Origin of the sequence: Actinomadura meyerae (assembly GCF_900188445.1) — a bacterium.
Lineage (GTDB): Bacteria > Actinomycetota > Actinomycetes > Streptosporangiales > Streptosporangiaceae > Spirillospora > Spirillospora meyerae.
Window position 1 is genome coordinate 102,563 of the sequence record NZ_FZOR01000015.1, and the last position, 24,670, is coordinate 127,232.

Consider the following 24,670-nt stretch of genomic DNA (forward strand, 5'->3'; position numbering starts at 1 on the left):
GGATGCGCTGGTCCCAGATGTTCGCGCCCACGCTCCGCGAGGACCCCGCGGAGGCGGACGCGGCGAGCCACCGGCTGCTGCTGCGCGCCGGGTTCGTCCGGCAGCTCACCGCCGGGCACTACTCGCTGCTGCCGCTGGCCGTCCGCGTCCGATCGAAGATCATCGCGATCGTCCGGGAGGAGATGGCGCGGATCGGCGCGCAGGAGATGCTGCTGCCCGCGCTGCATCCGGCCGAGCCGTGGCGCAGGTCGGGGCGCTGGGAGCTGATGGGGCAGGAGATGTTCCGGCTCCGCGACCGGCGCGGCGCCGAGCACGCCCTCGGCATGACGCACGAGGAGATCTTCGCGACGGTCGCCCGGGAGCTCGGCTCGTACCGGCAGCTGCCGCAGCAGTGGTACCAGTTCCAGACCAAGTTCCGGGACGAGCCGCGCCCCAAGGGCGGCCTCATGCGGACCCGCGAGTTCACCATGAAGGACGCCTACAGCTTCGACGCCGACGGCGCCGGGCTCGACGCGTCGTTCGAGTCCTACCGGGACGCCTACACGCGGATCTTCGCGCGGCTGGGGGTGCCGGCGCTGGTGTGCGAGGCGTCCAGCGGCACCATGGGCGGCTCCGGCTCGACCGAGTTCATGTGCCCGTCCGACGCCGGCGAGGACCTCGTGGCCCGCTGCCCGTCGTGCGGCTACGCGGCGAACATCGAGCGGGCGACGTCGGCGCTGCCGGAGGTGTCCGACGGGCCGGGCCTGCCCGCGCCGGAGCGGTTCGACACGCCCGGCGTCCGCACCATCGAGGATCTGCTGGCCTACGGCGCGCCGGGCGACCGCCAGATCAAGACGCTCGTGTACGTCCTGGACGGCGCGCTCACGCTCGTCCTGCTGCGCGGCGACCATCCGCTGAACGAGCAGAAGCTGGTGGACGCGACGGGCGCGGCGGAGATCCGCGCCGCGGAGCCGGCGGAGATCCGGGACGCGCTCGGCGCGCTGCCCGGCAGCCTCGGCGCGGTCGGCACGGCCCTCCCGGTGATCGCGGACGAGGCGCTGCGCGGCCGCCGCGACATGTTCACCGGCGCGAACACCGACGACGTCCACCTGCGCGGCGTGGACGTCGGCCGCGACATCGAGGTCGGCGCCTGGGCCGACCTGCGCGAGGTCGCGGCCGGGGAGCCCTGCGTCCGCTGCGGGACGCCGCTGGAGACCGTCCGGGCCATCGAGGTCGGGCACATCTTCAAGCTCGGCGACCGCTACTCCCGGGCGCTCGGCGTCGAGGTCCTGGACCCGGACGGCCGGCGCGTCCCGGTGGTGATGGGCAGCTACGGGATCGGCGTCGAGCGGGCGATGGCCGCGATCGTCGAGACCCACCACGACGAGCGGGGCATCGTGTGGCCCGTCTCCGTGGCGCCGTTCCAGGTGGTGGTCGTCCCGGCGCAGTCCGACGACCCGGGCGTGTCGGGGGCGGCCGAGGATGTCTACGCCGCGCTGTCGGACGCCGGGGTGGAGGTCGTGATCGACGACCGTCCCGAGCGGGCGGGCGTGAAGTTCCGCGACGCGGAGCTGACCGGCATCCCGTTCCGCGTGACGATCGGCCGCCGCGGCCTCGCGGAGGGCGTGGCCGAGGTGACGGTCCGCGCCACCGGCGAGACGTCCAAGATCGCCTTGACCGCGGTGGCCGCCCATGTCGAGTCGCTGCTGGCGAAGGCGGCCTGAGGCTGTCACAGCATCACAGCGTCAGCCTCACAGCGTCAGCCTCACAGCGTCAGCCTCACAGCGTCAGCCTCACAGCGTCACAGCAGGGTGCCGCCCAGCTCCCCCGTCTTGACCACCACCAGCACGGCCAGCAGGACGAACAGGGCCGCGGCGGCGCCCGCCTGGACGGGCAGGCGCCGCTCCCGGGGCGCGTAGGCGAAGGCCAGCGCGACCGCGCCGCCCGCCAGGAGGCCGCCGAGGTGCCCCTGCCAGGAGGCGATCCCGGCCGAGACGACCAGCCAGATCAGGGCGAGCACGACGAGCCGGTTCGCCTCGTCCATGCGGTGCCCGAGCCGGCGCATGAAGATCCAGTAGGCGGCGGTGAGCCCGAACACCGCGCCGGACGCGCCCACCGCGTTCATGCCGGGGTCGATCAGGTAGCCGAGCACGGAGCCGCCGAGCGCGGACAGCAGGTACAGGGCGAGGAACCGCCAGCGGCCGAGCATCTCCTCGGCGGGGCGGCCGAGCCGCCACAGCCACCACATGTTGAAGACGATGTGGAGGATCCCGAACCCGCCCTCCGTCGGCGGCAGATGCACGAACGCCGACGTGATCAGCCGGTACCACTCGCCGTGGGCCACGCCCACGGGATCGAACCCGGCGTAGGTCGTCCCGTCGGCCACGAAGAGGTCGCCGTCCGGCCCGGTGAGCCCGGTGCCCAGCGACCCGAGCCTGTCGACGAGGTCGGGCTTGGCCAGCTCACCGAGATACACCAGCACGTTGACCGCGATGAGTACGTACGTCACCCACGGCGTGACCGAAACCGTGCCGCCGAAGACGGTGCGCCCCTGCCGGACCGTCTTGTTGCCCTCCCGAACGCACTCGACGCACTGCTGCCCCACCGCGGCCGTCCGCATGCAGTCGGGGCAGATGTAGCGGTCGCACCGCGAGCAGCGGACATACGTCTCGCGCTTGGGGTGCCGGTAGCACGCGGGGGCCTCTTGTGTCGCCGTCATCGTCCAACCTCTCCCGGAGCCGGAGATCATAGCCGCAACCGCCGACAGCGCCCGGGAAAACCGTTTGACGCCCCGCCGCCGCCTCCGGACACTCGGTGGGTCAGCGAGGGGGAGAACGGTGGGACACGTCGAAGTCGGCCACATCAGCCATGTGCTTCCGGACGGCCGCAAACTGCTGGACGACGTCTCCTTCCGCGTCGGCGAAGGCGTCACGGCCGCCCTCGTCGGCCCGAACGGCGCCGGCAAGACGACGCTCCTGCGCCTGATCGCGGGGGATCTCGCCCCGCAGTCCGGGACGGTCGGGCACAGCGGCGGCATCGGCGTGATGCGCCAGTTCATCGGCAGCATGCGGGACGACTCCTCGGTGCACGACCTGCTGCTGTCCCTGGCACCGCCCCGCGTCCGGTCGGCGGCCGAAGCCGTCGAGGCGGCCGAGCTGGCGATGATGGAGCGCGACGACGAACCGACCCAGCTCCGCTACGCCACGGCCCTCGCGGGCTGGGGCGACGCGGGCGGCTACGAGATCGAGGTGCTCTGGGACGCGTGCTGCGTGGCGGCGCTGGGCGTCCCGTACGACTCCTGCCGCTGGCGCGAGGTGCGCACCCTGTCCGGCGGCGAGCAGAAACGCCTCGCCCTGGAAGCCCTCCTGCGCGGCCCCGACGAAGTCCTCCTGCTGGACGAGCCGGACAACTACCTTGACGTCCCGGGCAAGCGCTGGCTGGAAGAAAGGCTGCGCGAAACGCCCAAGACGGTCCTCCTCGTGTCCCACGACCGGGAACTCCTCGACCGCGCCGCCGACCGGATCGTCACCGTCGAGGCGGGCCGCGTCTGGATCCACGGCGGCCGCTTCGCCACCTACGCCGCCGCCCGCCGCGACCGCAACGAGCGGCTCGAAGAGCTGCGCCGCCGCTGGGACGAGGAGCACGCGAAGCTCAAGGAACTCGTCAACACGCTGCGCACCAAGGCGACGGTCAACGACGGCTTCGCGTCCCGCTACCGCGCGGCCCAGACCCGCCTGCGCAAGTTCGAGGAGGCGGGCCCGCCGGAGATCCCGCCCCGCGACCAGAACCTCAAGATGCGCCTGCGCGGCGGCCGCACCGGCAAACGCTCGGTGATCTGCGAGAACCTGGAACTGACGGGCTTGATGAAGCCGTTCGACACCGAGATCTGGTACGGCGAGCGTGTGGCGGTACTGGGCTCCAACGGGTCGGGCAAGTCCCACTTCCTGCGCCTGCTCACGGCCATAGCCGAGGAACTTCCTCGTGGCGCGACCCCGGTGAAACCCGTCGCCCACACCGGCGTGGCCCGCCTGGGCGCCCGCGTCGTCCCGGGCCTGTTCGCGCAGACCCACGCCCGTCCCGACCTGGCCGGACGCACCCCGTGCGAGATCGTCATGACCGAGCACGCCCGCCTCCGCAACGACGCCATGAGCGCCCTGGCGCGCTACGAGCTGACCGTCTGCGCCGAACAGCCCTTCGAGACCCTCTCCGGCGGCCAGCAGGCCCGCCTGCAGATCCTCCTCCTGGAGCTGGGCGGCGCCACCCTCCTCCTGCTGGACGAGCCGACGGACAACCTCGACCTCGCCAGCGCCGAAGCCCTGCAGGAGGGCCTGGAGTCCTACGAGGGCACGGTCATCTCCGTGACCCACGACCGCTGGTTCGCCCGCGCCTTCGACCGCCACTTGATCTTCGGCGCCGACGGCACCGTCTACGAGTCCCCCGACCCCGTCTGGGACGAGGCCCGAGTGGCCCGCCCCCGCTGACCCCACCCTCTCCACCCTCTCCACCCTCTCCACCCGCTCCACCCGCTCCACCCGAGCGACCAGCCCACCGAACGCCCTGCCAGAGGCTTGGCCGAGCAGTACTGCCGGTCGGCCGTACCCGGTCGCGTGTGATGAGCGTGCGTGCCGTCCAGAACGCGCAGGTTCAGCCCGTCCTCGGTGGCTTTCAGCAGCGCCGGTCCAGTCTCGGCCCGGACCCCGAGCTCGGCGGCTGGACGTACCCATCGCGATGATGCGGAGATCGACGTCCGCCAGAGGGGATGAACGGTTCACTGGTCATGCTTGAGCGCCTTGCAGGGTGACGACTGCAAGGAATGGCCAGAAGGGTGATTGCGCGTCCATCTCCCCGGTGTTCGCGACTGGGCAAGCAACGGGCCTCGTGCGGTACGTGCCAGTCATTGAGGTTACCGATTGGACAACCTGCTCCGATTGCCGCCTCTCCGATCCCTCATACAGGCGGACACAACTTACATTCCACAATCCACAAGTCCATGAAACCGAGATGCCCGAAATGTAACTTATGCAAAAACCGGCTGAGGGCGATCATGAGTCACCGCTAAAAAATCATGATAGAACTCTAGTTCGAGAGCGTGAAGTGACGTCCGGGCCAGATATCATGTGTCCATGAGTTCAATTTCGGTCGATCTTGACGCCGCGTCCACCGCCGAATTGGTGAACGCGGCGTCAGCGATCGCCGCCGAACTCGCTTCCCGCACCGCCCCCGACTCCCCAACCGCCTGCCTGGATCTGGCCGAGGATCTCGCCGCCACCAGCGACCTGCACGAGGCCGCACTGGCCGGGCTCGTCGGCGCCGTGGACAGTGCCCGGGAGGTGCAGCGGTGGGGTTTCCCCTCCACCCGCTCCTGGCTGCGGTCCCGCATGGGCATGCGCGAATCCCGCGCCAAGGAACGGCTGACCCTGGCGCGGCAGCGCCACCGCCTGACGGAGGTCACCGAGCGATGGACTACCGGTGAACTGTCGACCGGGTACGCCGCGACGATCGCCGAAGCCACCACCCGCTTAGACGATGACGATTGCCCGGCCGCTGAAGAGATCCTGCTGAGCATGGTCGACCAAGGCTTCTCCGCGGGGAAGGTCGCCAGCTTCGGTAAGCGGATCCGCGACGTCATCGCCGAACGCGACGGGCGTGAGCAGGCCCCGGCAGATGTGGCGCGCGGATATGAGCGGTCGTGGATCGACTCCACCCGATCGCTGGACGGCGGGCGGTACATCAAGGGCTGGCTCAACGCCGAAGACGCCGCGATCTGGGACGGCACCCTGGCACCGCTGGCCAAGCCCGCCGGAACCGACGACCACCGCGACCTGTCCGAACGCACCGCGGCCGCGCTCACCGGCGTGCTGGCGGGTGGGCACACGGCCACCAAGGTCACCGTCATCTGCGACCTGGACACCCTCACCGGCGGCACCACCCCCGCACGCCTCACCGACGGCACCCCCATCCCCGCAGAGCAGGCCCGCCGCATAGCCCTCAACGCCGGGGTGTCACCGGTGCTGCTCGGTCAGGGGAACACGCCGCTGTACCTGGGGCACCGGGTGCGGTTCGCCACCGCCCCGCAGCGCCAAGTCCTGGAAACGCTCTACGACACCTGCGCGGTGCAGGAGTGCGAAGTGCCTGGGACGCTGTGCGAGGTCGACCACGTCCACGGCTGGGCCCTCGGCAACAGCCCCACCGACATCGACAAACTCACCCTGTGCTGCGGCTGGCACAACCGCTACAAACACACCCACCCCGACCGACTCCACATCACCAAAACACCCGACGGCCGCTACACCTACCGCCTCCACCCACCCGACACCGCCCCCCTCCACCAGCGAAGACACCCACCACCCACATGGCCCCAAGCCGCCTGACCAACACACCGACACCCGAGCCCGCCCGCCACAGCGGCGCGGGCCCGGGCCCGGGCCCGACCGCCCAGGCTCGATGACCTTCCGCGTCAGCCCTGATTCCCGGCTGCCCGCTCGACACACCGCCCCCAGCCACTCCACCGGCACCGGCGCCGGCACGGGAGCGAGCACGGCACCACCCTCACCCGTCCGCCCACTGCTTGGCAGCCCACGACCACATGCATCAGCAGGCGCGCACCCAAGCACGACCACCCCGCCGGCACCACATGCCAAGCCCATCCCTGAGCCGACCCCCGAACCCGGTCGGCACCACACCCACCCAAGCCACAACAGCCCCCGCCCGCACCCGGCTCTTTCGACTGCTGATTTCTATGAGCTTCTGCAGGTCGAATAGGTCCCCGCCTAACGAAAATGCGGTAGGCCCCAGCAGCGGAGCCAGCGACGGGTGCTGCTACGGCGGCGGCTGCGCAACGCCGGTTGGCCGCAAGAGTTTTGCGGTACTTCGTGGACGGGACGCGGTGTCGTCGCGGATGCTGACGAGCGAAGAGATCGACCTCTTGGCCCGGACGTCCCGGTGACCCGCCACTTCCGGGTCGCCTACTCGCACGAAGAGCGCCCGATAGAGGAATCGGCGCTGGTCAAGAATTCCCACCTGTACGAACTGCTCTACTGCAACCCACCTGAGCGGCGTGAGAGATCAAGCTCGTCACGCTTCACCCTCGCGATGAGTTCACCGAACGCCCTGCCGGAGAGGGTGAGATGCCCGTTGCCGGGTGCTTTGCTGTCCCTGACACCGCGCCCCTCAGCGAGAGCCGCGGCCTCCACGCACTCATTGCCGGACGCATTGCTCCGGCTTGCCTTGCGCCACTCGCTCATCCGTAGTCCTCCGTGGCTCTTGGCCACCTCGGCAGGGGTGGACGGGGCGACATCACTGACAAGCGACGAAGCCCTGGACATCCGCAGGACCGATCGTAGGCGGGCGCGCCCGCCTACGGAGGCTCGCGAGTGCGGTGGTCACCCGTTCGCCCGTGACATCTCGCCCCTGGGGCGCACTCGTTGTGACCGCACCCCCGGGCAGGGCGGAGATCGCGCCCGACCAGCGTCCATGAGGATCACTCAGCCATAATGGTTTTCGCGAGAAGTGCTGTGGACGGAGGGGTGTCATGTGGACCGTGAGTTCGGTGCCGTACCTGTCTCCTCGGCAAGAGGGGCAAGTCGACCCGTGGAGGGAAGAGGCCGCCCGAACCGGCGGCGTCGGCACGCAGCGGTTGCGGGACGTCTCGACGGAGGTCCCGCCGCCGGACGTGGCCTTGGCCTTGAACCTGCCGCCGGAGACACCAGCGGTAGTACGGCGCAGGACCATGCTTCTCGACGACCGCCCCGTGGAGCTGACGGATTCCTGGTACCCGGCGGAGATCGCCGCGGGAACGGCTCTCGCCACCCCGGAGAGGATCAGGGGCGGGGCGGTGACCCTGCTCGTCGGCATGGGCCATACCGTGCACGAGGCGCGGGAGGACATCGTGTTCCGGGCCGCGACCAGCGTTGAAGCCGCCGAGCTGCAACTGCCGGCGGAGACGCCGGTGATCGTCCTGTCACGCACTTGCCTGGACGCCGAAGGCACATGCTTTGAGGCTTCAGTGATGGTGATGGTCGCCGAGGGCCGCCATCTGCGCTACCGACTCGTCATGGAGCCACGACATTGACGCAACGAGCTGATGACCGTCCGCCGTACGAGCAAGTGGCGGCAGAGGTGCGGGCCCGGATCATGGCCGGCGACCTTCTGCCGGGAACGCAGTTGCCCTCCACGGTGCATCTCGTCACAGAGTTCGGTGTATCGAACACGACCGTCCAGAAGGCTTTGGCGGTACTCAAGGCCGAGGGGTACCTGACGAGCCGCCAGGGCAAGGGCGTCTTCGTCCGTGACCGCCAACCGTTCCGTGTGGAGATCGGGGCGTATCTCACTCCAACACCCGGCGGCTACTCCTACGAGCTCCTGCAGGTTGAAGAGGTCCCCGCACCTAACGAAGTCGCGGAAGCGCTGGCCATCGGAGCCGGAGACCGGGTGCTGCTACGGCGGCGGCTGCTGCGCCACGCCGGTCGGCCGGTGGAGATCGAACGGTCGTACTACCCGCTGGAGCTGGCGGCCGGCACCGACCTCGCCGGGACGCAGCGGATCCGCGGCGGCGCCCCCCGCGTCCTGGCCGATCTGGGGTGGGAGCTGCGGTACTTCATGGACGCCGTGTCGTCGCGGATGCCGACGAGCGAAGAGATCGACCTCTTGGCCCTGCCGGACGTCCCGGTGATCCGCCAGTTCCGGGTGGCCTACTCACACGACGACCGCCCGGTAGAGGTATCGGTGCTGGTCAAAGGCTCCCACCTCTACGAACTGCTCTACCGCCTCCCCGTCTGACTCTCGCCCGTCGCACACCGAGGGTCAGATTCTCGTCACTATCGGTTGTCTGCTTATCGCGATAAGCATTAAAGTCCCCTCCGGTGCGCCAATGCGGGCGCTCGGCAGGTAGGGAGTGGGTCTGGTGATCGCATTCGAGCCGGATATGAGGATGGTGAAGGTGGCGCGGGAGCATGTCGCGGGGATCGCCGCCGGGTGGCCCGTCGACGCGTACGAGGTGAGCGTGGTCGCCTCGGAGCTGGTCACGAATGCCGTCCTGCACGCGAAGACCGACGAGATCCGCGTGGACGCGTGCGCGGACGGCGGCGTCTACGTGCTGAAGGTCTGGGACGGCGACGAGACGCTTCCGGTCGCATGCCGTCCCGGGTCCGACGTGGTCGGCGGGCGGGGGCTGATGATCGTCGAGGAGCTGGCCGCCCGCTGGGGCGCGGTGCGGGACGGCGAGGGCGGCAAGGGCGTTTTCGCCGAGTGGGGCGCTTCGTGAACCGGCGCCGACGAGTGGTGCGGGCCGTCGGGCGGTGGCGGTTGGTTCTCGAGGCCCGGACGCTCGGCGGCGGGCATGACGCGGCGGTGCGAAGCCTTGAGGTTCTGCGGGTGGCGCTGTTGCCGCTGGGCTGGCGCTGTGTCGGGCTGTACGACCGGCGGGAGTTCCGCTTCCCCGCGCTTCTTTGGGTGTACGCATGCGGGGTCACCCAGGACGTCGGCGCTTCGGTGACCGTCCGCGCCTTGCCCGGCGGGGAGTGGGGTTACTGCGAGACGGGTGACCGGCGGAGTGGTTTCGTCTGGCCGTGCGGTGAGGTCAAGGCTGCGGCCAGTGCACTCGACCTCATCCTCAAGCACCGCATGTTCCCGTGCCAGGAGTTGGTGTGAGCCTGACCGTCCGCCGGACGCGTCCGAGGTGGGGACAGAGGATAAACGCATGGGCGAGCACGGTGCGGTGCTGGGCATACGTAGGGCGCTGCGAATCGGAACGCGTACATCTGCGCTGGCGATGGCGCAGGCGCGTGGGGTGGCCGCGCGGTTGGAGGAGGCGGCCGGTGTTCGGGTCGACGTCGTCGGCATCACGACGGCCGGCGATCGGCACCGGGGGGCTCTCAGCGAGCTGGGCGGTAAGGGCGCGTTCATGCGGGAGATCGATCGGGCGCTGCTCGCGGGCCGTGTGGATCTCGCGGTGCACTGCCTCAAGGACGTGCCAGGCGATGTACCGCGTCCGGCCGGGCTGGCCTTCGCCGCCTACCTCGAACGCGATGACACCGCCGATGTGATGGTCTTCCCAAGGGCGAGCCAGGTTCGGAGCCTGGCCGGTCTCGCGCCGGGCGCGCGGGTGGGGACGTCGGCCGTGCGGCGGCGCGCTCAGCTCGGGCGGTTGCGTCCCGATCTGCGGGTGGAGAACCTGCGCGGGAACGTCGACTCGCGGCTCGGGCGGCTGGACGCGGGCGAGCTCGATGCGCTCGTGCTGGCGCGGGCGGGTCTGCGGCGGCTGGGCATCGAGCGGGCGGGCGAGGTGCTCGACATCGTTCCGGCCGTAGGCGCCGGGGTACTGGCCGTGGACTGCCGCCGCGACGACCTCGACGTCCGCAAGCTGGTGCGAGGGCTGGACGACGAGGACACGCGGCAGTGCGTGAGCGCCGAACGGGCGATGTTGCAGGGGCTTCAAGGACACTGCAACAGCCCGATCGCCGGGCATGCTCGGCTGGAGCGGGATGGGCGGTTGTCGCTCAGAGGCATGGTTTTCGCTTGTGACGGGGCCAAGTCCGTCTACGCGCACGAGTGGTCGGGCCCGGACGAGGGCGAGAGCTTGGGGGCGCGCGTGGCGCGTGATCTGCTGCGGAAGGGCGCCCGCGATCTGATCGACGGTATGCCGCTCTGAGAGCACCGATGAGTTCTGGTGGTGGCGGGAGTCAGCATCCCCGGTGAAGCATGCCGGACGGCTCTTGGAGGGCAGCATGACCGGGGTTCGGGTTCTCGTGGGTACGCGGAAGGGCGCCTTCATCCTCACTTCGGATGGCGCGCGGAAGGACTGGGCGGTCAGCGGCCCCCACTTCGGCGGGTGGGAGATCTACCACGTGGCGGGGTCGCCCGCCGATCCGGAGCGGCTGTACGTGTCGCAGTCCACCGGGTGGTTCGGGCAGATGATCCAGCGGTCGGACGACGGCGGCGCGACCTGGCGGCCGATGGGGAACGAGTTCGCGTACGAGGGCGTGCCCGGCACGCACCAGTGGTACGACGGGACGCCGAGACCGTGGGAGTTCAAACGGGTCTGGCATCTGGAGGCGTCGCCCTCCGATCCCGATGTCGTGCACGCCGGGGTCGAGGACGCCGCCCTGTTCCTGACGGACGACGGCGGCGCGTCCTGGCGGGAGGTGCCGGGGCTGCGCGAGCACGGGTCGGGGCCGTCGTGGCAGCCGGGCGCGGGCGGGATGTGCCTGCACACCATCGTGCGGGACCCGGTCGACGCGGCGCGGATGTACGCGGCCATCTCGGCGGCGGGCGTGTTCCGGACGGACGACGCCGGCAGGACATGGCGGGCGATCAACCGCGGGCTGCGGTCCGAGGGCATCCCCGACCCGGACGCGGAGGTCGGCCACTGCGTGCACCGCATCGCGATGCACCCGTCGCGGCCCGAGGTGCTGTTCATGCAGAAGCACTGGGACGTCATGCGCAGCGACGACGCGGGCGAGACGTGGCATGAGATCAGCGGTGACCTGCCGAGCGACTTCGGGTTCCCGATCGCGGTGCACGCCCACGAGCCGGACACCGTGTACGTCGTCCCGATCAAGAGCGACTCCGAGCACTACCCGCCGGAGGGGCGGCTGCGCGTGTACCGCAGCCGGGCGGGCGGCAACGAGTGGGAGCCGCTGACCGAGGGCCTGCCGCAGGAGCATTGCTACGTCAACGTGCTGCGGGACGCGATGGCCGTCGACTCGCTCGACTCGTGCGGCGTCTACTTCGGGACGACGGGCGGGCAGGTGTACGCGTCCGCGGACGCCGGGGACACCTGGGCGCCGATCGTCCGCGACCTGCCGGCGGTGCTGTCGGTGGAAGTCCAGACGCTGCCATGATCCGCGTCGTGCTGCCCGCGCACCTGCGCGTCCTGGCGCGGGTGGAGGGCGAGGTGGAGGTGGCCGTGCCCGAGCCGGTGACGCTGTGTTCGGTCCTGGACGCCCTGGAGGCGCGGTACCCGGTGCTGCGCGGCACGATCCGCGACCGCTCGACCGGCCGCCGCCGCGCGTTCGTCCGCTTCTACGCCTGCGAGGAGGACTTCTCCCATGTCCCGCCTGAGACCGTCCTGCCCGCGCGTGTCGTAGCGGGTGCCGAGCCCTTCATGGTGGTCGGCGCCATGGCGGGCGGGTGAGGGACCCTTGTGTCCGAGTCGGGCGCTAACGTGTCCGGCTCGGAGATCGAGACCTCATGGGGAGTGCGGGCCGCGTGAACTTAGACCTGAGCTATGTGCCGACCGCTCGTGAACGCCGCGGCGCCACGGCGTATCCGTGGTTCGTCCGGCTCCTGTACGCCGGGCTGGCGGGCGGCGTCCTGGCCGTCGTGGGCGCCGGTGCCCTGTCCCGCGCGGCGGCGCGGCATGGCGAGGCGACGGGGGCGGCGTCGCTGGCGGCCGTGGGCGGCGCTCTTCTCCTGGCCGTTCCCGTCCTGGTGAGCCTGTGGGTGTACCGCGCCCAGGTCCGGCAGCAGGCGGAGCGGCGCATCCACCTGACCTCCGCCCACGTCCGGGTGGAGGTCGACGGGATCGCCACCGAGATCCCCTGGGAGCGGGTGGATCGGGTCCGTGAGGTGCCCGATCAGTGGTTGCTCAGCGGACGGTCCTTCTGCGTGGCGCTTCCGAAGCGCGCCGTGCCGCCGGAGAGTGCGGCGGAGGTGGAGGGGTTCCTCCGCTCGACGGCCGGCCGGCGTCCCGGTGGCAGTCCTGGTTGAGCTGGGACGAGAGCCCTGTCCCGGTTCGGGGTCCTGCGGATAAAGTGCCCGGGTGCGGGTGGTGGTCACGGGTGCTGCGGGGTTCATCGGGAGCCATGTCGTCGACGCGTGCTCGGGGGCGGGGCACGAGGTGCTCGCCGTCGACGCGCCCGCGCGGTCGCTGAGTCCGGGGCTCGCGCGGCGGACGTGGGCGGAGGTCGCGGCGCGGCCCGGTGTCGTCGCCGCCGACATCGATCTCGCGGTGGACGACCTGGACGCCGCCGCGAAGGCGGATGTCGTCCTGCATCTGGCGGGGCGGCCCGGTGTGCGGGATTCGTGGGGTCCGGGGCGGGCCGTCGCCGAGCGGGACAACGTGACGGCGACGCGGCGGCTGCTCGCGGCGTGCGCGGCGGCGGGACGCAGGCCGAAGGTGGTCATCGCGTCGAGCTCGTCGGTGTACGGGTCGGCGGGGCGGCGGCCGAACCGGGAGGACGACCGGCTGCGGCCGCAGAGCCCCTACGCGGTCAGCAAGGTCGAGGTGGAGCGGCTCGCCGGGCTCGCGGCGGACGCGGGGCTCCGCGTCGTCGTGCTCAGGTACTTCTCGGTGTACGGGCCCCGGCAGCGGCCCGACATGGCCTTCCACCGGTTCGTGGAGGCGGCGCTGGACGGGCGTCCGCTGCCGGTGTTCGGGGACGGCCGCAAGTCGCGGAGCTTCACGCACGTGCGGGACGTGGTGGCGGCGACGCTGGCCGCGGCGGCCGAGGAGCTGCCCTCGGGGATCGCCGTCAACGTCGGCCATCCCGAGCATGTGGCCGTGCGGGACGCGATCGCGATGCTCGTCGACGCCCTGGGCGTCCGGGCGGAGATCCAGCGGGAGACGCCCGTGGCCGGTGACGCCGACCGGACGTGGGCCGACACCGGCCGCGCCCGGGAACTGCTCGGCTGGGAGCCCGCGATCGGGCTCCGGGAGGGGCTCGACGACCAGATCGCCTGGCACCGGGCGCTGGCGGAGGTGCGGGTCGGATGACGCACAGAGCGGCCTACGTCGCGTTCGACCGGTTCCCGTCCAGCAAGGGGTCGGCGGTGCACATCGCGCAGATGGCCGACGAGCTGTTCGACCGGTACGGCGGCGGCCTCCTCGGCGCGATCGGCGGCGGTGGCCTGCCCCGCTACCAGCGGGAGGGGACGCGGGAGATCGCGCGGTTCGACGCGCAGATCCCGAACCTGATCGACCGGGCCGAGGCGTTCTCCGGCTGGGTGGCCGACCATCTGGCGCCGCACTGGGACACCCTCGAGGTCTGCCACGTCCGGGACCCCTGGAGCGCGCTGCCGGCGGTCGCGGACGGGCGCCGGCACAGGGTCGTCTACGAGGTGAACGGCCTGCCGTCGATCGAGATGAGCCACACGTGGCCGTGGGCGGCGCCGAGCACGCTCGGCAAGATCCGCGAGCTGGAGCGGTTCTGCCTGGAGCGCAGCGACGCGGTCGTGGTGCCGTCGCGGGTGATCGGCGACGCGGTCCGGGAGCGGGGCGTCCCGGAGGGCAAGGTGCACCTCGTGCCGAACGGCGCGGACGTGCCCGGTGAAACCGAACGGCCCGCCGATGCGCCTGAGCGTTATGTCATCTATGTCGGCGCGATGCAGCCGTGGCAGGGGCTGGACGTGCTGATGCGCGCGTTCGCCCGGCTCGCCGACCTCGACGGGCTGCGGCTGGTCGTCTGCGCGTCCGTCCCGGAGCGGCGGGCGAAGCCGGTGCGGCGGCTCGCGGAGCGGCTCGGGATCGCCGACCGGATCGACTGGCGGTTCACCCTGCCGCACTACGAGGTCGCCGCCTGGCTCGCGCACGCCGAGGCGTCGGTGGCGCCGCTGACCGGCTGCGCCCGCAACCTCGACCAGGGCTGCGCGCCGCTGAAGGTCATCGAGTCGATGGCGGCGGGCGTCCCGGTCGTCGCCTCGGACCTGCCCGCCGTCCGCGAGCTGATGGCGGACGGGGTGCACGGGCGGCTCGTCCCGGCCGACCGTCCCGCCGAGCTGGCGCGGGCGGTCCGCATCCTGCTGGAGTACCCGGACGAGGCCGCCGCGATGGGGCGGAGGGGCCGCGCGCACATCGAGGAGGGCCTGACCTGGGCGCGGTCCCGCGCCCGGCTGGCCGAGGTCTACCGCACGCTGGACCGATAGATGGCTGGATCGACGGGTGGCCGGCTCGACGGGTGGCTGATCGACGAGTGGCTGATCGACGAGTGGCTGATCGACGAGTGGCTGGATCGACAGGTGGTTCGACATGTTCTGGCGTAAGCAGAAGGCCGCCATCGAGCGGTTCCATCCGCTGCACAAGGCGCTCACCCTGGAGAAGGGCTTCTCCGTCTCGCTGCGGCGCGACGACTGGGAGCCGGTGATCCAGAGCCTCGCGGGGCACCGCACGGTGGTGAGGCGCCGCAAGTGGCAGCTGTCCCCGCGGGTCCCGGCCGTCCTCGTCCCGCTGCTGCGGGTGCTGGCCGCCGACATGCCGCCGGACGGGGTGCTGTCGGTCGCTGCGGACCTGCGCGGCCCCGCGGTCGCCGAGAAGCGCGGCCCGCAGCACGACGTGCCCGTCCGGCGTCCCGTCATCTCGATGAAGCAGTGGTACGCGATCGACCCGTGGCTGCGGATGCGGGCGGAGCTGCGCGACGGCAGCGTCCTGGAGCTGTCCATCACCGACAGGGTCCGCTACCGCAAGCGCAAGAAGCGCAACCCGCGCGGCAAGGTCAAGATCAAGACGAAGACGAAGACCACGCAGCTCGTGCGGGTCACCCGGCGGCTGGCCAAGGACGCGGTCGTCCGGCAGCCGTCGTCACCGCCGCCGCGCTGGCTCAAGGTGCAGGTCAAGCCGGGCAGGCGCATGGCGATCCGGGTGGACGGCAAGCTGCGGGGCGTGCAGGAGGGCAAGGCCATGCTCAACCGCATCCTGGACGTGTCGACGGAGCCGTTCCGGTGGACCCCGCCCGGCACGGCCGCGAGGAGGGCCAAGTGACCCGCTGCACCGTGACCACCGGATTCTTCGTCCTCGGACGCTGCGGCCAGGCGGCCGTCGCGACGTGCCCGCGATGCGGGCGGCCCGTCTGCGCGGCGCACGAGGCGCTGGACGGGACGTGCCCCGAGTGCGCGGCCGCGCGCGGGTACCGCACGGAGGACCCGCACGACCCGGCGTGGGTCGGCAACCGCCGGCGCGAGTACTACGAGCGGAGCTCGCGGACCTACCAGGACACGTACTGGTACTCCTCGTTCGACCAGTACGACCGGGACGCCTTCAATCCCGGTGACGACTACTCCTACAGCGGCGACTGGGGGCCGGACGACGACACCGGGTTCGTGGACAGCTGATGCACCGCGTCCTGTGGCTCACCGAGCACTACCCGCCGAGCCAGGGCGGCATGGCGCAGTCGTGCGACCGGATCGTGCGCGGCCTGCGCGGCGCCGGGGTCGAGGTGGACGTCGCGCACCTGACGCGCCGCGCCCGGCCGTGGGGCGTGAAGCGGGAGCACGGCGGGCGGCTGCTGACGGCCCCGCTCGGCGACGACTCCGAGCACGCGCTGCGCCGGCTGTGGACGGCGGTCACCGCCGAGGGCCTCACCGGCTACAGCCACGTGGTCGCGTTCGGCGGCGTGTACGCGATGCTCGCCGCGCCCGTCCTGTCCTCGCTGCTGGACGCGCCGCTGGTCACGCTGCTGCGCGGCAACGACATCGACGTGGGCGTGTTCTCGATGCGGCGGCGCGGCGTGCTCGCGGACGCGCTGCGCGCCTCGTCCCGCGTCTGCGTCGTCGCGCGGTCGCACGCGCCGCTGGTGAAGGCCCTGGCCCCGGACGCGGCGGTCGAGTTCGTCGCGAACAGCGTCGACACGGCGCAGTGGCGGGTGCTGCCGTCCGAGCGGGCCGCGGGCCTGGCGTGGCGGGAGGCGCACGTCGAGCCGGGCCGCCGGACGATCGGCCTCATCGGTCAGCTCAAGGTGAAGAAGGGCGTCGGGTTCCTGCTGGACGCGCTGGCCGCGTCGGGACATGCCGGCGCGTTCCACCTGGTGCTGGTCGGCGAGGTCGAGGAGTCGGTGCGGGAATGGCTCGCCGGGCACGACGTCCCGCACTCGTTCCTGCCGTTCATGGAGCGCTACGACCTGCCGGCCGTCTACGCGGGCTGCGACCTCGTCGCCCTCCCCTCGTTCTATGACGGGATGCCGAACGTGGCGCTGGAGGCGGCGGCGCTCGGCGTGCCGCTGCTCGCCTCGGACGGCGGCGGCCTCGCCGACCTCGTGGACGGCGAGATCGGGTTCACGTTCCCGGCCGGGGACGCGCACGCCTGCCGCGCGGCCGTCGACCGGGCCGCGCGGGCGGGCGCCGGCGAGCTGGCGAAGCTCGGCGCGGCGGGCGCGGAGCGGATCCGCCGCGACTTCACCCCGGCCGCCGAGACCGCCGGGTACCTGGCCGTCCTCGACGCCGCCCGGTGATCGTCTGCTACGCGGCCGGGGACGGGCTCGGCCATCTGACGCGGCTCCGGGCGGCGCTGCACACCCTCGGGATGGACGGGGACGGCCCGGTGACGGTGGTGACCGGGTCCCGGTTCGGCGGCGACGCGCGCGTCACCGGCGGCTGGCGGGTCGTGGAGAGCGCGGCGGGCCTCACGCCGGACGAGGTCGTCGTCGACGCGTTCCCCGCCGGGCTGAAGGGCGAACTGGCCCGCTTCCCGTCCGGGACGAGCGTCACCCATCTGGCCCGGCTGCTGCGCTGGGACGCTTACCGCCCGCTGCTGCCCGCCGACCCGCCGCGCTTCGACCGCACGTTCGTGCTTGAGCCGCTCGACCCTGCCCATGACGCCTACCTGCGCGAGGTGTCGGACGAGGTGTCGCCGCTGGTCCTGACCGATCCCCCAGCGGATCCGGTCGATGTGGACGGCTGGCTCATCGTCCACAGCGGGCCCGACCCGGAGACCCTCGAACTCGTCTCCTATGCGCGGGACATGGCGTCCGCCGAAGGGGTCCGCCCGCCGATGACGCTGGTATCGCCCCAACGGCCGCATGGCCTGCCCGAAGACGTCGCCCATATGGACGTGTACCCCGCCCATACGCCGGGCCCGAACGTCGAACGCATCATCACCGCGGGCGGGTTCAACGCCGTCCGCCAGTACGCGCCCTGGCGCGAGCGGCACCGGATCCTGCCGTTCCCCCGCAGCCTGGACGACCAGTTCACGCGCGCCGCGCGCGCTCGGCGCGAGATGCCTACTCGGGGAGCGTGACGTCGAACTCCACCTCGACGTCGTCGGCGAGTTTCAGCGCGCCGAAGAACGCCGAGTACGGCTTGATGCCCCAGCGGGTCTGCGTCACCGTGGCGGAGCCCCGCACCCGGCGACCGTCCAGGGAGGCCGCGACCCGCACCGGCTTCGTCCGGCCCATGATCGTCAGATCGCCCTCGACGGCGTCCTCCCCGACCGCCGTCGAGACGAACGTGATCTCCGGGTACCGGCCGCTGTCGAGGATCTTGCGCAGGTTCCGCTTGATGTCGGCCCGGTCCTGGTCGCCCAGCGGCAGCGCGCCGCCGGTGCCGTCCCGGACCTCCAGCCCGTCCACCTCGACGGACACCGCGACCGACGACTCCTGAACCGGCTCCCGGGCCCGCACCGACGCCGACCACCGGGTGGCCTCGATCGTCAGATCGTGCCCCGCCCGCCGGCCGAGCCCGCTGCGGCCCGTACGGATCAGCAGCCGCCCGTCGTCCGGCCCCAGCTCGAACTCTCCCTGCATGCTCACCACCCTGCCATGCGCCGCCCCGCGCCCCTCAGCTGCATGTCACCTTCGGCTGCGGCCGGTACTCGGTGTGGAACTTCTCCCGCCGCACCTTGCGCTCCCCGGCGTACAGCGTCCGCCACACGTCGATCTCGAAGCCCTTGCGGCCCGTCATGGGCACGCACTTGCGGCCGTGCCCGACACCCTCCCCGTACGGGGTGAACCCGTACCGCTCGGACGTCTCCGACCGCACCCCGTACTTGCGTTCGCCCCACAGGTTCACCGTCAGCGACGACCCTGTGTAGGCCACCTGGATCCGCACAGGACCGTCGGTGTCGTTCTTCCAGGTGAAGTCGAGCTGCGGATAGGAGACCGCGGCCTCCCGCCCTTCCGGGTACTCCGGCATCCACATCGTGTGCGCGCGCGCCTTGCGGATGTCCAGGCCCGCCTTGAAGACGGCGTTGAACAGCGTCGTGGACACCTGGCAGATGCCTCCGCCCACGTCGTTCACCAGCCGCGACCCCAGGATGGCGGGCGCGGGCACGTACCCGCGGCTCCTCGTCCGCGGCCCGACCGCGCCGTTGAACGAGAACGTCCCGCCCGGCTCGACGATGTGCCCGTCCAGGATCTCCGCCGCCAGCTCGATGTTGCGGACGCGCGGCTCCCCCGGCGCGAACCGCGTCGTGTAGGTGCTCATCGGCCGCTCCGCCGCCCCGCGCCGCGCCGCGTCCGGCCGCTTCGCGCCCGGACGGCCCGGGGCGGCCAGCGTCGCCGACGCCCCCTTCTGGCGCGGGACCTCCAGGTAGGCGCCGAGTAAGAGACCGGTCGTCGCGAGCGTCCCCGCCACGATCGGCCACCACTGGCGGACGCACTGGCGCAGCTGCCGCTCGCGCCCCCGGCGTCGCCGGTACCGGTCCCGCAGGGTCCGTCCCACGGCTCACACCCCCCGATGATCCCCTATCGGGATCCTGCACCGGACCCTGCCGCCGACGGACCGGTAACCCCGTGCTTTTACCCGATCAAGACCGGTACCCGGCCAACACGGGGCCGCACCTTGGGACGGGGCGCCTTGGGACGGGACGCCTTGGGACGGGGCTCGTCACGGGCCGCCGTCCGACCGCTCGGAACCGCCGTCAGGACGCCGCGGGGTGGAACACCGCGAGCGCGCCCGCGTGCTTGCCGAACCGGATCGCCGGCGGCAGCGACGAGACCTCGCCGTCGCGCGCCAGCCGCAGCTCGCCGTCCATGGAGACGACCTCCAGGCCGTGCGCCCGCCACGCCCGGTAGCCGGGCATGACGTGCAGGGGACCGGCCAGCACCGCGGCGACCGCGCGGACCCGCGGCACCCGCCGCCCGGTGACGATCATCCGGATGTCGAGCCGGCCGTCGTCCAGCCGCCCGCGCCAGGTCGGGGCCGGGCCCCGCGAGCCGTAGGCGCAGTTGCCGACGAACGCCAGCCATACCCGCAGCGCTCGCCCGTCCACCCGCAGCTCGACGGGCTCGGAGTGCCGCAGCGTGCGGACCGCCGCGACCGCGAGCGCCGGCCACTTGCCGATCCGCCGCTCCAGCCGCTCGCGCCGGTCGACCAGCTCGGTGTAGGCACCGAAGCTCGCGGTGTTGAGGAACAGCCGCTCGCCGTCCCCGCCCGCGCCGTCCCCGCCCGCACCGGCCGGGGCGGCGTAGGCCACGTCGACCCGGCCGAGCCGCCCGTCCCGGTACGCGGCGATCGCCTCCGCCGCCGACTCGATGCCGAGCGCGCGGGCGAAGTGGTCGAACGTCCCGCCCGGGACGACGAGCAGCGGCACCCCGTGCTTCAGGGCGGCGCCCGCCGCCGCGTTCACCGTGCCGTCGCCGCCGACGACGCCGAGCACCCGGGCGCGCTCCGCCGCCTCGTGGAAGGCCTTGTCGACGTCGTCGTCCGGGTCCAGCTCGACGATCTCGGCCGCCGGCAGCTCGCGCCGGACCAGCCCCAGCGTCACCTCGGGCCGCCCCGGCAGGGAGATCCCGGCCGCCTCGCCGCCCGCGCCCGGCCCGGCGCCGGTGTTGGCGACCACGACCAGACCGCGCCCGTCCTCGGCCGCGCCCGCCCGCTCCGCCGTCGGCGCCACCCGCGCCACCGGGGGCCGCGCGGGCCACACCAGGCGGGTGCCCGCCCCGGCCAGCGCGCCGACCCCGAGGCCGGCGAGGACGTCGCCCGGGTAGTGGGCGCCGGTATAGACGCGGGAGAAGGCCACGGCGGCGGCCGTCACCGCGACCGGCACCGCCAGCCGCCGCGGCGCCTCCAGCGCGACCCCGGTCGCGAACGCGGCGGCGGACGCCGAGTGGCCGGACGGGAACGCGTGCGAGGTCGGCAGCTTCCAGCGGATCCGGATCGGCGGCACCAGGTCGACGACGGGGCGCTTGCGGCGGAACGCCTGCTTGCCCAGGAGGTTCACGGCCGGGCTCGCCACCGCGATCGCGATCGCCCCGCGCAGCGCCGCGCGCCGCAGCCGGGGCCGTCCCGTGAGCCCCATCACCCCGGCCGTGGTGAACCAGAGCACACCGTGGTCGGCGAACCGCGACAGCCGGGGCAGGACGTACTCCAGCCCGCGCAGCCGCGCCGCGGCCACCCGGTCGAACGCCCACCGGTCGGCGCGGCCGAGGCGGCGCAACACGACGGACCCGGGGGAGACGGATCGGGGGGAGACGGATCGGGGGGAGACGGATCGGGAGGCGGCATGGCCGGGCTCGTGACGACGCCGGATGACGGACCGTGACGGCACGGCGATGCTCCGTGAGTGGTTGACCCGCATGTCCGGGGTATCCCCAGGGACGCCGACATGATTCCGTAAAGATCTCAAATCGGGGGTCACATGCGGGCGAACGTCACTCTGGACTCAACGACTGCAATAGGCTTCGCGACATGAGTCACCCGGAACGGCTCGGATCCCCGGGTGGCGAGTCGGTCGGAACGATCGCGGAGCCATATCACGTGAACGGGTCCCTGGCCGACTACGCCGCACGACACGGGCTGAGGCAGAGCGCTGCGCGCCCCCCGCTGCGCAAGTACATCCAGGACGTATGGGCTCGCCGGAACTTCATCTGGGCGTTCGCGTCGGCCAAGAACATCTCGATGTACTCCGACTCGCGGCTCGGCCAGGTGTGGCAGCTGCTGACACCGCTGCTCAACGCGGCGGTGTACTACCTGATCTTCGGCAAGCTGCTGAACACCAGCCGCGGGCTGCCGGACTTCATCCCGTTCCTCGTGACCGGCGTCTTCCTCTTCGGGTTCACCCAGCGCTCGGTCACCTCCGGAGCGAAGTCCGTCGGCGACAACCTCTCGCTGATCCGCGCACTGCACTTCCCGCGGGCCACGCTGCCGCTGGCGATCGCGGTCGTCGAGCTCCAGCAGCTCCTGCTCGCCCTGGTCGTGCTGTTCGCGATCATCTTCGCGAAGGGGGAGCCGCTCTCCCTCCAGATGCTGCTGTTCATCCCGGTCGTCGCGCTCCAGCTGATGTTCAACGTCGGGATCAGCCTGGTGATGGCGCGGCTCGGCGCGTTCAACCGGGACATCAGCCAGCTGCTGCCGTTCGTCATGCGGACCTGGCTGTACATGTCCGGCGTCATCTTCAGCCTGCCCTCGCTGATGGGCCCCGGCTCCAAGCTCGCCGAGTACCCGTGGCTGGCCGAGCTGATGAAGGCCAATCCGGCGTACGTGTACGTCGAGCTGAGCCGGCACGTCCTGCTCGGCAAGTACCGCAACTACGTCCAGGACGTGCTCAAGCTGAACGAGGTGGGCCAGCTGTGGTTGTACGCGGTCGTGTGGGCCGTGGTGATGCTGGTCGGCGGTTTCATGTACTTCCACCGCGCTGAGGAGCGATACGGCCGTGGCTGACACGAAGGTGCGCATGAACCCCACCGGAAACCAGGTCACCATCGACCCGTCCCGGGAGCCGATCGTCGTCGTGGACGACCTGCACATCGTCTACCGCGTGTACGGCGCGGGCGGGAAGGGCAACGCGGCGTCCGCGTTCTCGCGGGTCCTGCGCCGGCAGAGCCGCCCCAGCATGACCGAGGTCCACGCGATCAAGGGCCTGTCGTTCGTGGCCTACCGCGGCGAGGCCGTCGGGATCATCGGCACCAACGGCTCCGGCAAGTCGACGCTGCTGAAGGCCATCGCGGGGCTGCTGCCCCCGCACCGCGGCGGCGTCTACACCGACGGCCAGCCGTCCCTGCTGGGCGTGAACGCGGCCCTGATGAAGGACCTCACCGGCGAGCGCAACATCATCCTCGGCTGCCTCGCGATGGGCATGTCCCCGGCGGAGACGAAGGCCAAGTACCAGGAGATCGTCGACTTCGCCGGGCTGAAGGAGGGCTTCATCCAGTACCCGATGCGGACGTACTCGTCCGGCATGGGGGCGCGGCTGAGGTTCGCGATCGCCGCGGCGAAGACCCACGACGTGCTGCTGATCGACGAGGCCCTCGCCACCGGCGACGCCAAGTTCCGGGCCAAGAGCAAGCGCCGGATCGACGTCCTGCGCAAGGAGGCCGGCGCGGTGTTCCTCGTCGCGCACCAGCTCGACACGGTCAAGGAGATGTGCGACCGGGTCATCTGGATCGACGACGGCCGCATGCACATGGACGGCGACCCCGCGGAGGTCATCGCCGCCTACACCGAAGCCACCGGCAAATAACACGGGCCACCGGCAAATGACACGGGCCACCGGCGAGTAACACTGGAGTACCGCCGGGGCCGTCGTGGCCGGTGAGGCCACAGTGACGCGGAGTTACCGGATCGTCTCTGGATGAAGTCCCCTCGCGGATCTACCGTCGAGGGGAGACCTCCAGCGGCGAGGGAGACTCCCATGGCCGATCGGTTCGACACCCCACGGATCAGCAGGCGCGGCTTCCTGTCCTCGGCGGCGGTCGCGGCGGGCGCGTACGGCGCGCTGGCGGGCTGCGCCAGCGAGTCCTCGGGCCCGCAGGCGAAGAGCAGCGGGAACGCCCCGAAGGAGGTGTTCACCGCACCCGCGAAGAAGCTGAGCGGCTCCCTCAGCATCCTGATGTGGAGCCACTTCGTGCCCCGGCACGACAAATGGTTCGACGCGTTCGTCTCCGACTGGGGCAAGAAGGTCGGGGTGGACGTCCGGGTCGACCACATCAACACCGTGGACGTCCCCCGCCGGGCCGCCTCCGAGATCCAGGCGGGGCGCGGCCACGACCTGATCCAGCACATCGCGCCGTTCTCGCAGTACGAGCCGTCCGTCCTCGACATGGCCGACGTCGTGCAGGAGGCGAACCGGCGCTGGGGGCAGCAGCTGGAGCTGTGCCGCAAGTCGAGCTTCAACCCCAACACCAGGAAGTTCTACGCCTACTGCCCCGGCTGGTCGCCGGACCCCGGCGACTACCGCCGGTCGATGTGGCAGAAGGTCGGCATGCCGAACGGCCCGTCGAGCTGGGACGACCTGCTGCGCGGCGCGGCCGAGATCAAGAAGCAGACCGGGGTGCCGTGCGGCATCGGGCTGTCCCCGGAGACCGACTCGAACATGGCGGCGCGGGCGCTGCTGTGGTCGTACGGCGGCTCCGTCCAGGACCAGAACGAACGGGTCGTGCTCAACTCGGACGCGACCGTCGCGGCCGTCGAGTACATGACGCGGCTGTTCAAGGAGGCCGAGACCAGCGAGGTCTTCTCATGGACGCCGGCGTCGAACAACCAGGCGCTCATCGCCGGCAAGTCGTCCTACATCCTGAACTCCATCTCGGCGTGGCGCACCGCGATGGGCACCAACCGGACGATCGGCGACGACATCTTCTTCGTGCCCGCGCTGCGCGGCCCGAAGGCGGCGATGGCGGCGCAGCACGTGATCCAGCAGTGGATCGTGCCGAAGTACGCGGGCAACGCGGACGCGGCGAAGGAGTTCCTGCTGCACTACACGGCGAACTTCCCGGCGGTGTCGTACCACTCGGAGCTGTACGACCTGCCGGGCTGGCCGTCGCTCGTCCCGCAGCTGAACGGCTGGCTGGACGACGACCCGTGGGGCGCGAAGCCGGCGGACAAGCTGGCGCTGCTGAAGACGGCGACGTCGTGGAGCGCGAACATCGGCTACCCGGGCCCGTCCAACCCGGCGATCGGCGAGATCTTCAACACCAACGTGCTGCCGACGATGTTCGGCCGCGCCGCCCGCGGCCAGGCGTCCCCGCGCCAGGCGGTCGAGGAGGCCGAGCGGCGCGCCAACGCGATCTTCAAGAACTGGCGCGGCCGCGGCCTCGTGGGCGGCTGA

General features: G+C 71.6%; 25 protein-coding genes. 20 read left to right on the top strand and 5 right to left on the bottom strand.

All coding sequences use genetic code 11. The annotated features are described in order from the left end of the window. Nucleotides 1-2 precede the first annotated feature (2 nt). Nucleotides 3-1,703 carry a proline--tRNA ligase gene (locus CHF16_RS17405; RefSeq protein ID WP_089327097.1) on the top strand — a complete coding sequence of 567 codons (1,701 nt, stop codon included), beginning with the start codon at nt 3-5 and terminating at the stop codon, nt 1,701-1,703. Between the two features lie 77 nt (nt 1,704-1,780). Here the strand turns inward: CHF16_RS17405 and CHF16_RS17410 are convergent, their stop codons facing one another. Then, nucleotides 1,781-2,698: a rhomboid family intramembrane serine protease gene (locus CHF16_RS17410; RefSeq protein ID WP_089327098.1), complete on the bottom strand. Its 918-nt coding sequence runs from the start codon at nt 2,696-2,698 to the stop codon at nt 1,781-1,783. Between the two features lie 118 nt (nt 2,699-2,816). Between CHF16_RS17410 and CHF16_RS17415 the strand changes: the two genes are divergently transcribed. Together CHF16_RS17415 and CHF16_RS17420 are read left to right on the top strand one after the other, a co-directional pair. After that, entirely contained in the window at nt 2,817-4,460 is a 1,644-nt protein-coding gene (locus CHF16_RS17415) for an ABC-F family ATP-binding cassette domain-containing protein (protein ID WP_089327099.1), read from the top strand. A gap of 642 nt (nt 4,461-5,102) precedes the next feature. Further along, nucleotides 5,103-6,350, top strand: a complete 1,248-nt coding sequence (locus CHF16_RS17420; RefSeq protein ID WP_143228022.1) for an HNH endonuclease signature motif containing protein — start codon at nt 5,103-5,105, stop codon at nt 6,348-6,350. Nucleotides 6,351-7,013: 663 nt separating this feature from the next. Here CHF16_RS17420 and CHF16_RS17425 read toward each other — a convergent pair. Continuing rightward, complete coding sequence (locus CHF16_RS17425; RefSeq protein WP_342750100.1) at nt 7,014-7,304, bottom strand: DUF397 domain-containing protein; 291 nt, start codon at nt 7,302-7,304, stop codon at nt 7,014-7,016. 206 nt (nt 7,305-7,510) lie between these two features. On the opposite strand from CHF16_RS17425, the gene CHF16_RS17430 reads away from it, so the two are divergent. The 14 genes from CHF16_RS17430 to CHF16_RS17495 all read left to right on the top strand — a co-directional run bounded on the left by CHF16_RS17430 (nt 7,511) and on the right by CHF16_RS17495 (nt 17,923). Then, on the top strand, nt 7,511-8,050 hold the full coding sequence (locus CHF16_RS17430; protein ID WP_089327102.1) for a GntR family transcriptional regulator: 540 nt from the start codon (nt 7,511-7,513) through the stop codon (nt 8,048-8,050). A 35-nt stretch (nt 8,051-8,085) separates the two neighbouring features. Next, nucleotides 8,086-8,757: a GntR family transcriptional regulator gene (locus tag CHF16_RS17435; RefSeq protein ID WP_281259368.1), complete on the top strand. Its 672-nt coding sequence runs from the start codon at nt 8,086-8,088 to the stop codon at nt 8,755-8,757. A gap of 124 nt (nt 8,758-8,881) precedes the next feature. After that, entirely contained in the window at nt 8,882-9,241 is a 360-nt protein-coding gene (locus CHF16_RS17440; RefSeq protein ID WP_143228023.1) for an ATP-binding protein, read from the top strand. Nucleotides 9,242-9,282: 41 nt separating this feature from the next. Beyond that, entirely contained in the window at nt 9,283-9,627 is a 345-nt protein-coding gene (locus CHF16_RS17445) for a hypothetical protein (RefSeq protein WP_179271567.1), read from the top strand. 49 nt (nt 9,628-9,676) lie between these two features. Then, on the top strand, nt 9,677-10,627 hold the full coding sequence (gene hemC / locus CHF16_RS17450) for a hydroxymethylbilane synthase (protein WP_089327106.1): 951 nt from the start codon (nt 9,677-9,679) through the stop codon (nt 10,625-10,627). Nucleotides 10,628-10,703: 76 nt separating this feature from the next. Then, the gene (locus tag CHF16_RS17455; RefSeq protein ID WP_089327167.1) at nt 10,704-11,819 is read left to right on the top strand and encodes a WD40/YVTN/BNR-like repeat-containing protein; all 1,116 of its coding nucleotides are present in this window, start codon (nt 10,704-10,706) and stop codon (nt 11,817-11,819) included. Continuing rightward, on the top strand, nt 11,816-12,112 hold the full coding sequence (locus CHF16_RS17460; protein ID WP_089327107.1) for a MoaD/ThiS family protein: 297 nt from the start codon (nt 11,816-11,818) through the stop codon (nt 12,110-12,112). Before CHF16_RS17455 ends, CHF16_RS17460 begins: the two co-directional genes overlap by 4 nt. Before the next feature lie 74 nt (nt 12,113-12,186). Further along, the gene (locus tag CHF16_RS17465) at nt 12,187-12,687 is read left to right on the top strand and encodes a YcxB family protein (protein ID WP_179271568.1); all 501 of its coding nucleotides are present in this window, start codon (nt 12,187-12,189) and stop codon (nt 12,685-12,687) included. Between the two features lie 52 nt (nt 12,688-12,739). Further along, the gene (locus tag CHF16_RS17470; protein ID WP_245868688.1) at nt 12,740-13,693 is read left to right on the top strand and encodes an NAD-dependent epimerase/dehydratase family protein; all 954 of its coding nucleotides are present in this window, start codon (nt 12,740-12,742) and stop codon (nt 13,691-13,693) included. Beyond that, nucleotides 13,690-14,841, top strand: a complete 1,152-nt coding sequence (locus tag CHF16_RS17475; RefSeq protein ID WP_089327109.1) for a glycosyltransferase — start codon at nt 13,690-13,692, stop codon at nt 14,839-14,841. The genes CHF16_RS17470 and CHF16_RS17475 overlap by 4 nt, the downstream gene beginning before the upstream one ends. 103 nt (nt 14,842-14,944) lie before the next feature. Continuing rightward, complete coding sequence (locus CHF16_RS17480; RefSeq protein ID WP_089327110.1) at nt 14,945-15,673, top strand: hypothetical protein; 729 nt, start codon at nt 14,945-14,947, stop codon at nt 15,671-15,673. After that, entirely contained in the window at nt 15,670-16,023 is a 354-nt protein-coding gene (locus CHF16_RS17485) for a hypothetical protein (RefSeq protein ID WP_089327169.1), read from the top strand. The genes CHF16_RS17480 and CHF16_RS17485 overlap by 4 nt, the downstream gene beginning before the upstream one ends. Continuing rightward, nucleotides 16,023-17,138, top strand: a complete 1,116-nt coding sequence (locus CHF16_RS17490) for a glycosyltransferase family 4 protein (protein WP_089327111.1) — start codon at nt 16,023-16,025, stop codon at nt 17,136-17,138. The genes CHF16_RS17485 and CHF16_RS17490 overlap by 1 nt, the downstream gene beginning before the upstream one ends. Next, nucleotides 17,135-17,923 carry a hypothetical protein gene (locus CHF16_RS17495; RefSeq protein ID WP_089327112.1) on the top strand — a complete coding sequence of 263 codons (789 nt, stop codon included), beginning with the start codon at nt 17,135-17,137 and terminating at the stop codon, nt 17,921-17,923. The genes CHF16_RS17490 and CHF16_RS17495 overlap by 4 nt, the downstream gene beginning before the upstream one ends. On the opposite strand, the gene CHF16_RS17500 is transcribed toward CHF16_RS17495, so the two are convergent. From CHF16_RS17500 to CHF16_RS17510, 3 genes are all read right to left on the bottom strand, one after another. Further along, nucleotides 17,907-18,428, bottom strand: a complete 522-nt coding sequence (locus tag CHF16_RS17500; protein ID WP_089327113.1) for a YceI family protein — start codon at nt 18,426-18,428, stop codon at nt 17,907-17,909. The two genes, CHF16_RS17495 and CHF16_RS17500, sit on opposite strands and share 17 nt — an antisense overlap. Nucleotides 18,429-18,462: 34 nt before the next feature. Next, entirely contained in the window at nt 18,463-19,344 is an 882-nt protein-coding gene (locus tag CHF16_RS17505; protein ID WP_089327114.1) for a VanW family protein, read from the bottom strand. A 199-nt stretch (nt 19,345-19,543) separates the two neighbouring features. Further along, on the bottom strand, nt 19,544-21,064 hold the full coding sequence (locus CHF16_RS17510) for a bifunctional phosphatase PAP2/diacylglycerol kinase family protein (RefSeq protein WP_089327115.1): 1,521 nt from the start codon (nt 21,062-21,064) through the stop codon (nt 19,544-19,546). Nucleotides 21,065-21,381: 317 nt separating this feature from the next. Here CHF16_RS17510 and CHF16_RS17515 point away from each other — a divergent pair, with 317 nt between their 5' ends. The 3 genes from CHF16_RS17515 to CHF16_RS17525 all read left to right on the top strand — a co-directional run bounded on the left by CHF16_RS17515 (nt 21,382) and on the right by CHF16_RS17525 (nt 24,670). Beyond that, nucleotides 21,382-22,284 carry an ABC transporter permease gene (locus CHF16_RS17515; protein ID WP_245868691.1) on the top strand — a complete coding sequence of 301 codons (903 nt, stop codon included), beginning with the start codon at nt 21,382-21,384 and terminating at the stop codon, nt 22,282-22,284. Nucleotides 22,285-22,297: 13 nt separating this feature from the next. Further along, nucleotides 22,298-23,083, top strand: coding sequence for an ABC transporter ATP-binding protein (locus tag CHF16_RS17520; RefSeq protein WP_089327117.1), 786 nt, complete (start codon nt 22,298-22,300; stop codon nt 23,081-23,083). Between the two features lie 171 nt (nt 23,084-23,254). Beyond that, nucleotides 23,255-24,670, top strand: a complete 1,416-nt coding sequence (locus CHF16_RS17525; RefSeq protein WP_089327118.1) for an ABC transporter substrate-binding protein — start codon at nt 23,255-23,257, stop codon at nt 24,668-24,670.